At 57.0% G+C, this 13,970-nt stretch carries 7 protein-coding genes; 3 read left to right on the top strand and 4 right to left on the bottom strand.

Going from position 1 to position 13,970, the window contains the following annotated elements; genetic code table 11:
* Positions 1–9: 9 nt before the first annotated feature.
* The 4 genes from VN12_RS00795 to VN12_RS00780 form a co-directional block, all read right to left on the bottom strand.
* Complete coding sequence (locus VN12_RS00795) at positions 10–648, bottom strand: hypothetical protein (protein ID WP_146675042.1); 639 nt, start codon at positions 646–648, stop codon at positions 10–12.
* Positions 641–1,504, bottom strand: coding sequence for an inositol monophosphatase family protein (locus tag VN12_RS00790; protein WP_146675041.1), 864 nt, complete (start codon positions 1,502–1,504; stop codon positions 641–643). Before VN12_RS00790 ends, VN12_RS00795 begins: the two co-directional genes overlap by 8 nt.
* A 210-nt stretch (positions 1,505–1,714) precedes the next feature.
* The gene (locus VN12_RS00785; protein ID WP_146675040.1) at positions 1,715–2,290 is read right to left on the bottom strand and encodes an NfeD family protein; all 576 of its coding nucleotides are present in this window, start codon (positions 2,288–2,290) and stop codon (positions 1,715–1,717) included.
* A gap of 58 nt (positions 2,291–2,348) precedes the next feature.
* Positions 2,349–6,452 carry a hypothetical protein gene (locus VN12_RS00780; protein WP_146675039.1) on the bottom strand — a complete coding sequence of 1,368 codons (4,104 nt, stop codon included), beginning with the start codon at positions 6,450–6,452 and terminating at the stop codon, positions 2,349–2,351.
* Between the two features lie 198 nt (positions 6,453–6,650).
* Between VN12_RS00780 and VN12_RS00775 the strand changes: the two genes are divergently transcribed.
* The 3 genes from VN12_RS00775 to VN12_RS00765 all read left to right on the top strand — a co-directional run bounded on the left by VN12_RS00775 (position 6,651) and on the right by VN12_RS00765 (position 13,673).
* Positions 6,651–7,997, top strand: coding sequence for a competence/damage-inducible protein A (locus VN12_RS00775; protein ID WP_146675038.1), 1,347 nt, complete (start codon positions 6,651–6,653; stop codon positions 7,995–7,997).
* On the top strand, positions 7,990–8,310 hold the full coding sequence (locus tag VN12_RS00770; protein WP_146675037.1) for a Rieske (2Fe-2S) protein: 321 nt from the start codon (positions 7,990–7,992) through the stop codon (positions 8,308–8,310). Before VN12_RS00775 ends, VN12_RS00770 begins: the two co-directional genes overlap by 8 nt.
* A 128-nt stretch (positions 8,311–8,438) precedes the next feature.
* Positions 8,439–13,673: a DNA repair ATPase gene (locus tag VN12_RS00765; RefSeq protein WP_146675036.1), complete on the top strand. Its 5,235-nt coding sequence runs from the start codon at positions 8,439–8,441 to the stop codon at positions 13,671–13,673.
* Positions 13,674–13,970 lie beyond the last annotated feature (297 nt).

The raw sequence follows: 13,970 nt of genomic DNA, 5'->3' as shown, positions 1-13,970 counted from the left end.
TCTATTGCCTTACGTGGTCGTCTCTAGAATTTGAGTCATCGCCGCATCGAGACTTCGATCGATCTCCCAATGACGGTGATCCCGATCCCCGACGCGATTGGAAATCCCTCGAATGATTCGCAGAGGCTTGTTGGCCAATCGGCATGCTGCGGCCACGGAAAAGCCCTCCATGTCTTCGGCGATTGCACTCGGATGCTTGGTCATGCGTCGTTTGACCTCCTCGTTGTCGCAGGCAGTAGAAGCTACGGTTAGTAACTCCGAGTCGCACCGGAGGTCGTTTCCGAAGTCGATACGGTCGGCAATTTCCGGGGGGCCGATCCAATGGAGCCAATTCAAATCGCCCGCCGATAAAAACGACTCCCCGGTCCCCACTCCAACGCCATAGCACGTCACGCGCGCGAATTCGATACTGCTGCCGATGGGAATATCCTCGGCATAGGCTCCCGCGATCCCCATGAGGACGACTTGGGAGGGATTCCATTGCTGCAATGCCATGGCGGTGGTGATGCCCGCGATAGCCATTCCGAATCCACAAAGTTCGATCGCGTTGCCTTGCTCGGTCCACGCGCGACGCAGCTCCAGGGAGAGTCGTTCCCGTTCAAACGCAGTGGGGATGAGGAGCAGATTCAATGCAGGGCTCTTAGGCAAACGGTCTCAATTCGTTCAGAACTTGGTCGTGCACCAAGCCATTGCTCCCGAGGCAATGCGGGACGCGGATGTCGTACTCCCCGCTCCAAGTCGAAAAGGTTCCCCCGGCTTCTTGAATGACCGGAGCGACGGCTGCGACGTCCCAGGGATTGACGATGGGATCCACCATCACTTCGGCGCGTCCTGTTGCTACGAGGAGATACCCGTAACCATCGCCCCAAGTTCTCGTGACATACGCGAGCTTTTCAAGATTTTTGTAGGCCGACTCCGCTTGACGCACGCCGAAGTTGTCGATTTGGGAAGTGACCATCAATCCGTCCTCCAGTTGTGCCTGAGAGGATACGCGGCATCGCTGCAAAACAATGGGCCCCGGGTCGGTACCGTACTTGGGATCCCCCTGCAGTGGCGCGCTGCCGTACCAAGCTCCCAGCCCCTTGGCGGCGATAACGAGTTCACCCAGGACCGGGATATAGATGACTCCGATCATGGGTTCGGTACGATAGGTCATCCCGATCAAGGTGGAGTAGAGAGGAACTCCGGAGATAAAGCTCTTTGTTCCGTCGATTGGGTCGATGATCCATTCGAACTCGCTTTGCCCTTCGATGACTCCGAACTCTTCGCCTAGGATGGCATCGTCACGGTATCGATCCGCGATCATTCCTCGTGCGAGTTGCTCGGCTGCTTTGTCGGCAGCGGTGACCGGAGATTTGTCTCTCTTCCTTTCGACTTGTACTCCTGTGCTGCGATAAAAGGGCAATGTGGCGTTTCCGGCGGCGATCGCCAAATCCAACGCGAACTGAAGCCGTCCGCTCATTTCCGAAGCGAGCGTACCGGGCAACCGAAAGTCGAGCACCATCTCATCTATCCCTGTGGGAGTAACTCAATCTAGAAGCGGCCGACAGTATAGGGGGCAAGTGCCATTCGCTCAACGCAAGGCGCATTCGAGCCATGCATGTGTTATGGGCTCGCCACTGGGTGCGTCTCATTGCGGCTGGGAGCCAATCGATGCACAGCTGGGCCAGTTGATGCATTATTGCGCCAGTCGATGCTTCGTGGGGGAGAATGATCAGCCTTCGAGGGATTCGAGATCCAGTTCGGTGGCAGGTCGATCGAGCCCGGTGCCATGGGACATGGTCGTGGATGGGGGCAGCTCTTTGGATTCTCGGACGACCAATCGTCCAAGATCCAATCGAATCACCTTGACCGGCTTGCCGCTGTCGATCGGTCCTGTTTCGCTGATGGCTTCGAAGCTCTCGTCGTGGATCTTCACATAGCCACTTGGGAGTAGATCGCAGGTAGCTGTCCCGAGTTGCCCGATCAATTGGTCTGCGGCACCTGACTTCGCAGCATCGGACCAAACGAAGGTTCCCGCGGGGACAGGCTCGACGATCATTCGTTTACCCATGGGCGTTTTGGGCCAAACGACGACGAAGACCCAGAGCAAGATAGGGATGAGGGCGAAGGTGGCGACGAGCATCGCCAATCCGGCTTGGAAGCTGTAGCGAAACGCGAAGATGACTGCCCCCAAGGCGAGAAAACCTGTGACGGCTACAAGAACGCCTCCACTGGGGATCATCAGGTCGATGGCGAAGATCACAATGGCCAGAATGAACAGGCCTAACGCTATCCCTAAAAATGACACTCGCTATCCACTCCCTCTTTGGTATCCAAGAATTCGAACAACCGTTTGAACATGGCGACTACTCGATACGATTCGCCGCTTTGCGGAATCGTTCCAATCTCTCGCGGAGGGACTCGGGTGGTCTGACGCGAGAACCATCTTCGAGATATCCTCGCAGTTGATCGTCTTGATCGGTCGTTCCCTGAACTTTGCTTCCTGATTTCTTCAGTCCCAACGATCGAAGGGCCGCATCGAGATCCCGTTTCTTATCCGGATCCGTTCTGGCCTCTTCTTTTGCTTTGGACCAGCGGTCGATGAAGCGTTGCATGTCCTCTTTCGACCAATTGAGTTTCCGCAAGAGTTCGGGATCGGGCTGATCTCGTTGCTCTTTCAAGTATTGGAGGGCGAGGTCGGTTTGTTTGTCTGCGTAGGTCGTGTCCATGGGATTGCGAGGTGGGAGAACGTCGCGACCGTCGGATTTGACGACTCCCGCATTCGAGCTGGTGGCCGAACGCATGTTGCCGGAGATATTTCCGCGATCGGAGGGCTTGCCTCCTTCGGAGGCGGATTGGCTTTCGCCGGATGGGGTGGCGGAATCGCTACCGGGCTGACTGCTGGGTTGGGAGCCAGATGGTTGGGAGGATTCTGCTCCGGGTTGGCTGCTGGATGGGTTGTCGGGCGACCCTCCGGGTTGATTAGCGCCCGGGTCTCCGGCGGATTGTGGGGAGGGACTAGGTTGACGAGGTTGACCGGGTTGACCGGGTTGACCGCCGGATTGGGAGCCGGATTCTCCGCCGGTTTGGGGAGCGGCCTTCGGGCCGGGATTTTGTTGACTGGAAGAATCGGGGGAACCCGATTGGGAGCTAGATTCACCGCCGGGTTGATTGGCACCTGGTTCTCCGGCGGATTGTGGGGAGGGACTAGGTTGACTAGGTTGACGAGGTTGACTAGGTTGACCGGGTTGACCGCCGGATTCGGAGCCGGATTCTCCGCCGGTTTGGGGAGCGGCCTTCGGGCCGGGATTTTGTTGACTGGAGGAATCGGGGGAACCCGATTGGGAGCTAGATTCTCCGCCGGGTTGATTAGTGCCTGGTTCTCCGGCGGATTGTGGGGAAGGACGAGGTTGACCTGGTTGACTTTGTTGACCGGGTTGACCGCCGGATTGGGAGCCGGATTCTCCGCCCGGTTGGGGAGCGGCCTTCGGGCCGGGATTTTGTTGACTGGAAGAATCGGGGGAACCCGATTGGGAGCTAGATTCTCCGCCGGGTTGATTAGCGCCTGGTTCTCCGGCGGATTGTGGGGAGGGACTAGGTTGACCTGGTTGACTTTGTTGACCGGGTTGACCGCCGGATTTGGAGCCGGATTCTCCGCCGGGCTGATTGGCGCCGGGCTGATTGGCACCTGGTTGATTGGCACCTGGTTGATTGGCACCTGGTTGATTGGCACCGGGCTGATTGGCACCGGGCTGATTGGCACCGGGCTGATTGGCACCGGGCTGATTGGCACCGGGTTGGTTGGCACCGGGTTGGTTGGCACCGGGTTGGTTGGCACCGGGTTGGTTGGCACCGGGTTGGTTGGCACCGGGTTGGTTGGCACCGGGCTGATTGGCACCGGGCTGATTGGCACCGGGTTGGTTGGCACCGGGCTGGTTGGTGCCGGGCTGGTTGGTGCCGGGCTGGTTGGTGCCGGGCTGGTTGGTGCCGGGTTGGTTGGTGACGGGTTGGGGGGGACGAGGTTGACCAGGTTGACGTTGTTGACCGGATTCGCCGGGTTGGCCGCCGGTTTGGGGGGATGATTCTCCTCCAGATTCTCCGCCGGATTGATCGCCGGATTGGGTGGGGGATTGTTCGCGCTGCTGTCGATATTCGTTGATGGCGTCGAACGCTTCGCCGTCGTGTTCCGGCGACTTGCCAGACTCGTCTCCGCTAGGCGTCGACGGAGAAGTGGCATTCGAGCCATTTTGCGTTCCACTTTGAGATCCGCCTTGCGATCCGCTCTGGGAGCCGCTGGATCCACCGCTTTCGGAGCCGCTTTCCGATCCGTTGGGCTCGCTGCTTTCCGATCCGCTTGATGCGTCGTTTTGCGGATCGCCCGAGCCAGCTCCTTGAGAACCAGACGGTTGGGACGTTGCGCTCTGATTGCCTCCAGAGCTGGAGGAGCCTGTGCCGGACGCGTTCGAGCCTCCTTGTCCGGTCCCTTGGCCACCTTCGTTGGTAGAATCCGAATTGCCTGACTGCCCGGAACTACCTCCCTGCCCGGTTCCTTTTCCTTTCCCTTTGCCTTGGGTGGATTCTTCACCGGATGCTCCGCCACCCGCGCCGCTCTGCGACGAGTCCGTTTGGGCGCCGGACGATTCTTGACCACCCGATGCACCGGAGTTGTTGTTCTTGCCCTTTTGGTCGTTCTGTTTCGTCGGGTTTCCTTTGCCATTCCCCTTGGGGTCTTGTGGTTTGGTCAGGTCCGACGTCTTGGGGGGCTCTTTGGCTGCATCCTTTGGATCTTTGGTTTCGGTGCGTGCAGTGGCCGCGACCACTTTCACTTCGATGTGGCTCGATTCTCGTTCGTTCGGTTCCAAGGTATCGGTACCGGGTTTGCGGCGGTTGTCGGTGGCGACAGCAAAGACTTCGACGCGATCGCCGGTGCGGAGTCCCAGCTCTCGCGGCGAGAGTCGGTAGGATTTGAGGACCTGTTCGATCGTGCCCGTTTCCGTCTCGAACAACGTCGAGTTGGCGATCGGAGTGGCTTGTTCTCGTCTCGGCAAAGGATGCACGATGGCGCGCAAGCTCGCGAGTCCGTAGTCCGGATCTCGAGCGCGGAACTCCAAATCGAGAGGCTGGTCTTCCGGGACCTCGATGCTGGCGGGAACATCGCTGGCCAAGTTGACGGTGGGAGCGATATCGGCAAGGACCTTTAGTTGGTAGATCACGGGATCCGAGTTCTGTTCGCCGAGAGTGTTCGTTCCTTTGATGCGATAGCGGTGGAGGGTTGGGCTACTTTTCTCTTCGTTGAGGAGAGCCAGCCAATCCCCATGGAGCTCTGTCGTCTGGACTTTCAGATCCAATAGGCTGGAGGCCTGCAGGAGGATTCCCCGTTCCAGCACGGGGTTGAATTCGATGCGGGCCTTCGCCAACGGTTGGTTCGCGTGAGCAAATAGTTGCACCCGAGTGCCTTCAGGAACTTCGCACGATCCATCTTTGAGAATGGTTCGATCCTTCAGTTTCGTGTAGGGTGGGAACTGAAGTTGTAGCCGATCGATCGCGATAAGAGGGACCGTTTGGATTTTGACATCGAAGGGACCTTCGACCGCATCGCCCGCTTCGATCCAGTAGGTAAAGGGTTGGTGGAGGCCGCCGATCCCCTCGCCGAAGTGGACCGAGTAGCTGAGCCCTTCGATCTCGGGCTTGAGTTTGACCCGTTGACCGACCTTTTGGCCGTCGGAGAGGTCGTATCGAAGGTGCACTTCGTCTTGTTTGTACATTCCGCGGGTGCTGACGGAAACGATGAGATTGGTGCCTTGCGTGATGGTTGTCGAGCCTGGACTCACCTCGAGGATTTGGACACGCGACGCGGGATCGATGGCGGCAAAGGGCATGAGGATGCGCGCGAGCGAAACGACGCTGCTCTTGGGGGCTGCGAAGCTATAGATCAAAAATGCGAGGAGCGAGGTCACAAAGAAGGTCGTCCACTTGAGCAACGATCCGGTGTCGAGAACGCTGCCGGAGTCGGCGCCGTGGAGATTGCGAGCTGCGAATCGTCCCACGACTGCGAGCACTCCGCGGGGTGTCGGATCGTCCGCGGTCGATAGCTGCAACCAACTGATGAGGCTTTCTTTCATCCCGGGGTAAAGGGATTCGATTTTGCGGGCCGCGTGTTCGGGGTGAATGGGTTTGAGGAGCAGCGGAAAGACTCGCTTTGGAATCCACCACAAAGAAAAGAAGACGATCGCTGCACAAAAGAGGAGTCTAGCGAGTCTCGGAAGGGGAGCGACCCAGTGGTCCACGAACACAGCCAGGACGATCAGCATGAGGACGCCGGTCAACCAAAGCACCACGCCGATCCCCAGCTCCAATCGACGCATCGATTTGGCCGCGGTCTGCAAATAATCCAAAAGAGTTTCTCGGCTTACCGTACCCGTTTGGGACGCGCTGGCAGATTGAATTGCTTTGGCGGAAGTGGTTGGCATGCGAATGGCAATCGACCGAGACAAGGAGAACCGTTGACGTGCTGATGCCTGGATCCCGATCGCAGGGAGCATCGAATTCATTATATCCAATCGGACCAGGGAATCGGGGGTGAATTCTCTGTTGGACCCTTTCGAATCGAGTCGGTTCGTGGCGAATCTGTGGAATTTCCCGGCTGGGGCGTGACCCGGCCTGGCGCGATGGGCTTGCTCACCCTGGATACTAAGGCTCAAATCCCGGGTGAGTCGCAATCCCCTTGGGCTGGGGACGGCCTAATTCAAGGAGTCATGGCGTTGAGAGCTGAGATCATTTCGATTGGGGATGAGCTAACGAGTGGAAATCGCTTGGACACCAATAGTCAGTGGCTGAGTCAACAGCTGGGTGCGTTTGGTATTCAAACGGCTTTCCATACCACCGTAGGCGATTGCCATTCTGACAATATCGCGGTGTTTCGAAACGCGGCCGCTCGCGCGGACATTGTGATCTCGACAGGTGGTTTAGGACCTACTGCCGACGACTTGACACGGGAAGCCATCGCGGACGCGTTTCAACGTCCGCTCGCGCTGCGACAGGAAGCTCTCGATCACATCGAAAAGCTATTCGCGACGCGCAATAGGCCGATGCCGGAGCGCAACCGGGTGCAAGCGATGTTTCCGGAGGGGGCACGCATCATTCCGAATCCACACGGCACCGCACCGGGCATCGATATCGTCGTATCCGATGGGAACCATTCGAGTCGCATTTTCGCGTTGCCGGGTGTTCCGGCCGAAATGAAGCAAATGTTTCAGGAGACGATTGACCCGCTCTTGGTCCGCGAGCTCGGAGCTGGAAAAACGAGATGGTATTATCGGGAGCTCAAGTTATTCGGAATCGGGGAGAGCGATGTTGAAAAGATGATTCCCGACTTGATCGCGCGAGACCGCGATCCGGTGGTGGGGATCACGGTATCAAAGGCGACGATCACGCTGCGCATTGCGGCTTGCTGTGAGAGCGAAGAAGTGTTCCGGGAGCGGATCGCACCGACCGAGTCGATCATCCGTGAGAAGCTCGGTGCGCTCGTGTTCGGCAGTGGAAGCGGGGATTTGGATGAGGCGGTTGCGAAGATGTTGGATGACCATCGATTGAAGCTTGGGGTCATCGAGTACGGTGCAGGGGTTTGGATAGCACCTGCGTTGAGCAAACATCAGACAACCGATCCAGAGTTCGGATTGGTGGCTGCCCGATGGTATCCTCAGTTGCCACCTGAGTTGCCACCGCATGGGGAAACGGGATTGGAGCGAGAGGCTTCGCTCCAATCGATTGCCGAGGAGATGTTGCATTCCGAGCAGCTGGATCTATGTCTCCTCGCGGCAACGTATCCACCCTTGGCGGATGTCATCACATCGACCACGCTACCGTCGTCCGACTTCACCATGGTCTTGGCCCGGCGAGATCGAAAGACCCTCACGACGCAAATCACCCTCGGCGCCCATCCCGATGTCCTTTACCATCGTCTTGCCAAAACTGGATTGAACTTCCTTCGAACGGAGCTCCTTAAGCGTGACTAGTCCCCAGCGCTTCTTTGTTGCCAAGACGACCGAAATTCCTGAGAACGAAGGGCGCGCCTTTCCCATTGCGGAGCGGATGATCGCGGTCTTTCATTATGAAGGAGAGTTTTACGCGATGGACGATTTTTGCCCGCATATGGGGGCGTCGTTGGCGGGCGGATGCCTGCAGCGTGGCACCGTCGCGTGTCCCTGGCATGGCTGGCAGTTCTCCCTCAAGGATGGGGGCTGGATCGAAAATCCGAAGATCAAATCGCAGGTTTACCCGGTCCTGGTGGAGGGAGACGACGTTTTCGTGGAAGTCGTCCCGGATTAGGTCAATCCGTTCGCCTAGTGTCAGCGGAAAATGGGCCGGAGCAAAGACGGTTTTTCCTCACGGGTGGATCGGTCCGTGGTTAGGATAGATCCCGTCTTCTCAACGATTCGCTTTGCCCGGTTTTAGACATGCCAGACTCGCAACTTGCCCAAGGAACGTACGAGGTCCTCCGAAACCGCTTGCGCGAGGGGGCGGCGGACTTGCGAGGCCGGCTCGGAAAGCTTCACGAAGAGCGATCGGCCGTCTTCGGGAACTTGGAAACGAAGCTCCTGTCCACGATTCATGTGACGACGGAGCACAACTGCGTTCCTCGCGATCTCTTTGCCTTCCAAGACCTGATTTTGCTCGGGAGCAACGTGCAGTTCGGTTTGAAGACGGAGATTGCGGCATCGGACATCTTCTCCATCTACCGTTTCGACGGGCAGCATGCGACGTCGACTTCGCTGGGGCCGTTCGACGACAACCGCTTTCATCGCGACTTTGCCGAGCTGGTTCGCTATTACAAGAATGCGAGCTTTCTACGCTTTTGGTTGAACGGCCCCAACCTTTATATGGTGTTTCAGACAGGGAAGACGATCGCCAGCTTCAAAGCCTTTAAGTGGGCGATTGAAAAGGACGCCATCCATTACGTCGACAATCGGAGCGAAGGGGAGATCCGTCCGATCCCGCAAACCAGTTTCCCTTGGAAGCGGACGACGCGCGAGAATCATCGACCCGGTAAACATCCGCACATCTCCATCGAGGACAAGCTGTTCGTGGAGTGCATTCACGGCGATTTGACCATCAAGATTGAAGACAGCACGGAGGACGGGCTCGGCATCTATCGCGAGCCGGTGGATAGTCCTGACCAAACGCTGGACGACGCGGAAACGCTTTATGCCATCCTCGACGATTTGATCCTTCTCAAGATCCGGCCCTATCAGGAAAAGGATTACCGCCATTTCGTTTTCAGCGTCAAGCGATCGGAAGCGAAGCGGATGGATGGGATCGGTAACGCCTGCATCCTTCTCCCCGATGATCACGGGATCATCATGCCCAATGGCTTTGTGCTTCAGTCGGGGGACTACAAAGTCATTGAACACGGGCTTTCTTCCCTCGCGTACGATGGCCTGCGACGTTCTCCCAACGGGGAAGATTTCCTATACGTGTTCACCCATGCGGAATCGGGGACTTACCTGCAACTCCGCTACAACCTCATCCGACAAACGGTCGACACGCCGCTCGTATGCCATGGGCAAGCGTTCTTGGCGGACGGATTGATGCTGAGCATGCGGGCGGACGAACAAGCTCAAAAGCATCACGCCATTCAAGTCTGGCAAACTCCTTTCACCAGTCCCGACTATCGCCCGATGGTCCAAACGGACTCCTTGTTGTTCAAGATCGGCAATCAAGACTTAGTGCGAGGAATGTCCGAGTGCCAAGAGATACTCAATCTCATCGATCGGGATGACTCGTATTTGGGACTTTATTCCGATCTGGTAAAGCGCGCGACCGAAACGCTCGACACGTATTTTTGGCTCGACAATCCCGAGGCGGGAGAGTTGGCCAAGCCCATCCGCTTGATCCGCGAGGCAGCGGAGTCGGCGGTCAACGAATTCGACAAAGTCGTTCGAGTTCGGCAGCAATCGGAAAAGGCGCTGGCAGACGCTCAGCACGAAGCGTCGGAGCTGATCAAAAAAGTAGATCGACAGAAGTTCGATCAGATCGAGCAGTTCGTCGAAGGGCTAGCGAGCGTTCGCGCGCAGCGTGGGAATGTCGTTCAGTTGAAGGAGTTGCGATACATCGATCTGGCCGCGGTCGAGGCCTTGGAAAAGGAGTTGATCGAGTTTACCGAACGGTTGGGAAGTCGATGCGTCCAACATTTGCTTCATCCTGAATCTTTAAAGGTTTATCAGACTCGCATTGGGGAGTTCCGAGAACACGGCACGCAGGCCAGATCGGCGGCGGAAGGAAGGAAAGTCGAAGCGAGTTTTCAAACGGTAGGTGGGTCGCTCGAGTTGCTCATTGAAACCGTGTCCCAATTGAAGATCGAGGACACCACCCAACGGACGGAGATCGTTGATCGCATTGCGAATGTCTTAGCGGAACTCAATCGGGAACGGTCCCTGCTGCGAGCCCAATTACGTGAAGTGATCCATCGAGAGCTGGAATCCGATTACGCATCGCAATCGAAGCTTCTCGATCAATCCATGGCGGGTGCTTTGGAGAGCGCCGACGAGCCGGACAAGGTAGACACTGCATTGACGCGGCTCCTCGTTCAAGTCGAGGAACTGGAAGGTCGCTATGCCGAATCCGACGATTTGCTGTTGAGGCTCACGGAGAAGCGGCAGGTGATAGCCGATGCCTTCGAAGCAAGACGTGTACAGCTCGTCGAAGCGCGAACGCAGCGAGCCAATTCTCTGGTGCTCGCGGCCGATCGATTGCTGGCTGGTATTGCAGCCAAGGCGAATCGAATCGAAGAGCCCAATGCGTTGCGAGCCTACTTCGCCTCCGACATGATGGTCGAAAAGGTGAGAGGGATCACGGAGCAGTTACAGAAGCTTGGCGATTCGGTACGCCAAGACGACGTGTTGTCCCGTCTCAAATCGATTGGAGACGATGCGCTGCGGCAGCAGCGAGATCGGCGAGAGCTCCTCACCGATGGCAATCGTGTGATCAAGCTTGGTCAGCACGCATTCAGTGTCAATCATCAAGCGATCGAGCTTACGACCGTCGCGCGCGGTGGATGTCTGCAGTTGCATATCACCGGAACGCAATACTTCGAGCCACTCGATGCACCGGAGCTGGAGCAAGCCAAAGATTTGTGGGAGGTCGCTTTTCCGAGCGAAACACCCGAAGTGTACCGCGGTGAGACGCTCGCCTATTGGATGTCGACGCGTGTGGATGCGGAGCGTTTTCTCGCCAGTTCGCAAGAATTTCGGATCCAAACCATTCGCGATTTCATGCAGACCAGGTATCAGGACGGGTACGCGCGCGGCGTTCACGATCAGGATGCCGAAAGGATTCTTACCGAACTCCTGCGGACGCAACAGAATCTAGGATTGTTAACGACTTCTCCCAAGACTCGAGCCTTCGCCATGTTGGTGTGGAGTGTCCTGGTCCCGACCAAGGAGAGGGAGGCGACCCAGCAGTGGGTGATCGCCTCGGAGTCGATTGACAAGCTGGTTGGTGTGAATCAACCTTCGACCGCGGTGCGCGCGCATGTAAGGCAATTGATGGAATCGCATGGTCGCGAGATTGCGGAAAGCGATTCCACATTGGATGATCGCACCCTCGACAATGCGGCCAACTTTCTGGTCGATACCATGCGGCATCCTTCCGGCGCGTTTCCCGAATCCCCGGAGAGTGCTGCTTTTCACAAAGCGATGCTGAGCAATCTGGATGAAAAGCGACTTGTTCTGCTCCAGCAATCGCTGGAATCGGAGGCTTTGGGCTGGAGCGAACGATGGGGGCTCGCGAATCGACTGGCTGTTGGGTTTTGGGAGTCTCGGCAAGCAGAGTTGTCGGGGGCTGGTATCGACAAAGCGTATGCACCGGAAGTCGCATGGCGGCTCCTCGCTGCGGTGCAGCCAGTTGTTTCTACTGCGAAGGGTACAAGCAAGTCATCGGCGAGCCCTATGGCTAAGGGGGATTCGACCGGCGTGCAGGGGCAGTGGGCCAAGCCAGTCAAGATCGCTGGCTTGATTGGCGATCACCCCAAGTTGCAGGGAGGTGAGCTCGTTTTTCAATACCATGATTTTGCATCGAGATTAGAACGCCATATCACGGAGATCGTCCCACGATGGGAAGCGTTGCAACGGACGAAGCATGAGTTGGTTCTCCGCGCTGATAAGCGACTCAAGACGCATGACTTGAAGGCCCGGGTGCTGACGAGTTTCGTGCGCAATCAGTTGATCGACACGGTTTATTTGCCGCGCATCGGAGACAATCTCGCCAAGCAAATCGGAGCCGCAGGAGACACCAAGCGAACGGATCGCATGGGATTGTTGCTGTTGATCAGTCCACCTGGATATGGCAAGACGACTTTAATGGAGTACATCGCCAATCGGCTTGGGCTCGTCTTCGTCAAGGTCAATGGTCCCGCGATTGGACACGGCGTCACTTCCCTGGATCCAGCCGAAGCACCCAATGCGGCGTCGCGTGAGGAAGTGGAGCGGATCAATTTGGCGCTCGAGATGGGTGACAACACGATGCTCTATTTGGATGACATCCAGCATTGCAACGTAGAGTTACTACAGAAATTCATACCCCTTTGCGATGCGACCCGACGGATTGAAGGGGTCTGGAAAGGTAGCTCGAAGACTTACGATTTACGTGGTCGCAAGTTTGCGGTGGTGATGGCGGGCAATCCTTACAACGAGAGTGGCGAGCGGTTTCAGATCCCGGACATGCTCGCCAACCGAGCCGACGTTTATAACTTGGGAGAGATCATCGGAGATTCTCAAGAAGCGTTTGAGATGTCGTACTTGGAGAACTGTCTCACCAGCAACCCCGTATTGCAGCCACTTTCGAGAGCGTCCAACCAAGATCAGAGGACGCTCATTCAAGCGGCGTTGCGAGGGACCACCGATGGGATCGACCTCGAATCCAACTTGTCGGTCGACGATGTGCGAGAGATGACGAGTGTGTTGTCCAAATTGCACCGGATTCGCGATGTCGTCTTGACGATGAATCGCGAATACATTCGAAGTGCGGCACAAGCAGACGATTATCGCACGGAGCCACCCTTCAAGCTGCAGGGTAGTTATCGGAACATGAATCGCATTGCGGAGAAGGTCGTATCGGTCATGAACGACGATGAGCTGAATCGTTTGATCGTGTCGAGTTACGAGCAGGACGCACAAACTCTCTCGCGCGATGGGGAGTCGAATATGCTCAAATTCAAATCGTTGTTAGGGATACTCAACGAGACGGAGGGAGCGAGGTGGGCGGATATATGCAAGGCGTTCGCGCAGAAGACGAAGCTCAAGGGGTTGTCGGGCGACCAAGCGACGGCACAGGTGATCAGTAGTATTCTTGGAATTCAGAGCGGATTGGATCACATCGGTGCAGCGATCGGATCGGCGTCGAATCTTTGGATGGAGGCGGCTTCGCAACGCGAGCAAAAGGTTGCACCTGAAGAGGGGAAGCCACCGGAGTCGCGGGTGGTGGTACAGCACGCGGTGCCGCGGGTTATGACCGAGTTGATTCGAAGTCAGTTCCAGTTGCTCTATGATGGACTTCGGCCGGTGCTGGAGGAAGTCGCCCAGCAGCGGCAAAGTGGCGAGCGATTGCGGCAGTCGATTGCAGACTGTTTGCGGCGTTACGAGGAGTTGGAAGCCAAAGCCAAAGAGGGCCCCGATTCGATTGAGGGGGAAGAGTAGTAGCGAGAGACGAGTAGCGAGTAGCGAGTAGCGAGTGGCGAGAGCAATGTCGAACAGTCGTCCTCGACTGTTTTTGCGGGAAGGAATTAGTTGGCGGGGCAAGGCAAAGTGGGAAGGGGCGAAGAGCATGGAGCATGGAGGAAATGTAGAGCCGTCGTCTCGACGGCTTCCCCCGCATGTTCTCTATCGGCGAATCGACCAGCCCTAGACAGAGTAGCGAGTAATAAGTAGCGAGAAATAAGTAGCGAGTAGCGAGTAGCGAGTGGCGAGGAGCCAGGAGCATAGTTCTGAAGCCTG

This window comes from Pirellula sp. SH-Sr6A (genome assembly GCF_001610875.1).
GTDB lineage: Bacteria > Planctomycetota > Planctomycetia > Pirellulales > Pirellulaceae > JBKCUI01.
Note: the sequence above shows the minus strand (reverse complement) of the source record. Positions and strands in the feature narration are given on the sequence as shown.

What these genes read in the sequence shown, in the direction of transcription:
- VN12_RS00790 (WP_146675041.1), bottom strand. Translation starts at nt 1,504, where the DNA reads ATGGTGCTCGACTTTCGGTTGCCCGGTACGCTCGCTTCGGAAATGAGC.
- VN12_RS00780 (WP_146675039.1), bottom strand. Translation starts at nt 6,452, where the DNA reads ATGCCAACCACTTCCGCCAAAGCAATTCAATCTGCCAGCGCGTCCCAA.
- VN12_RS00775 (WP_146675038.1), top strand. Translation starts at nt 6,651, where the DNA reads ATGGGCTTGCTCACCCTGGATACTAAGGCTCAAATCCCGGGTGAGTCG.
- VN12_RS00765 (WP_146675036.1), top strand. Translation starts at nt 8,439, where the DNA reads ATGCCAGACTCGCAACTTGCCCAAGGAACGTACGAGGTCCTCCGAAAC.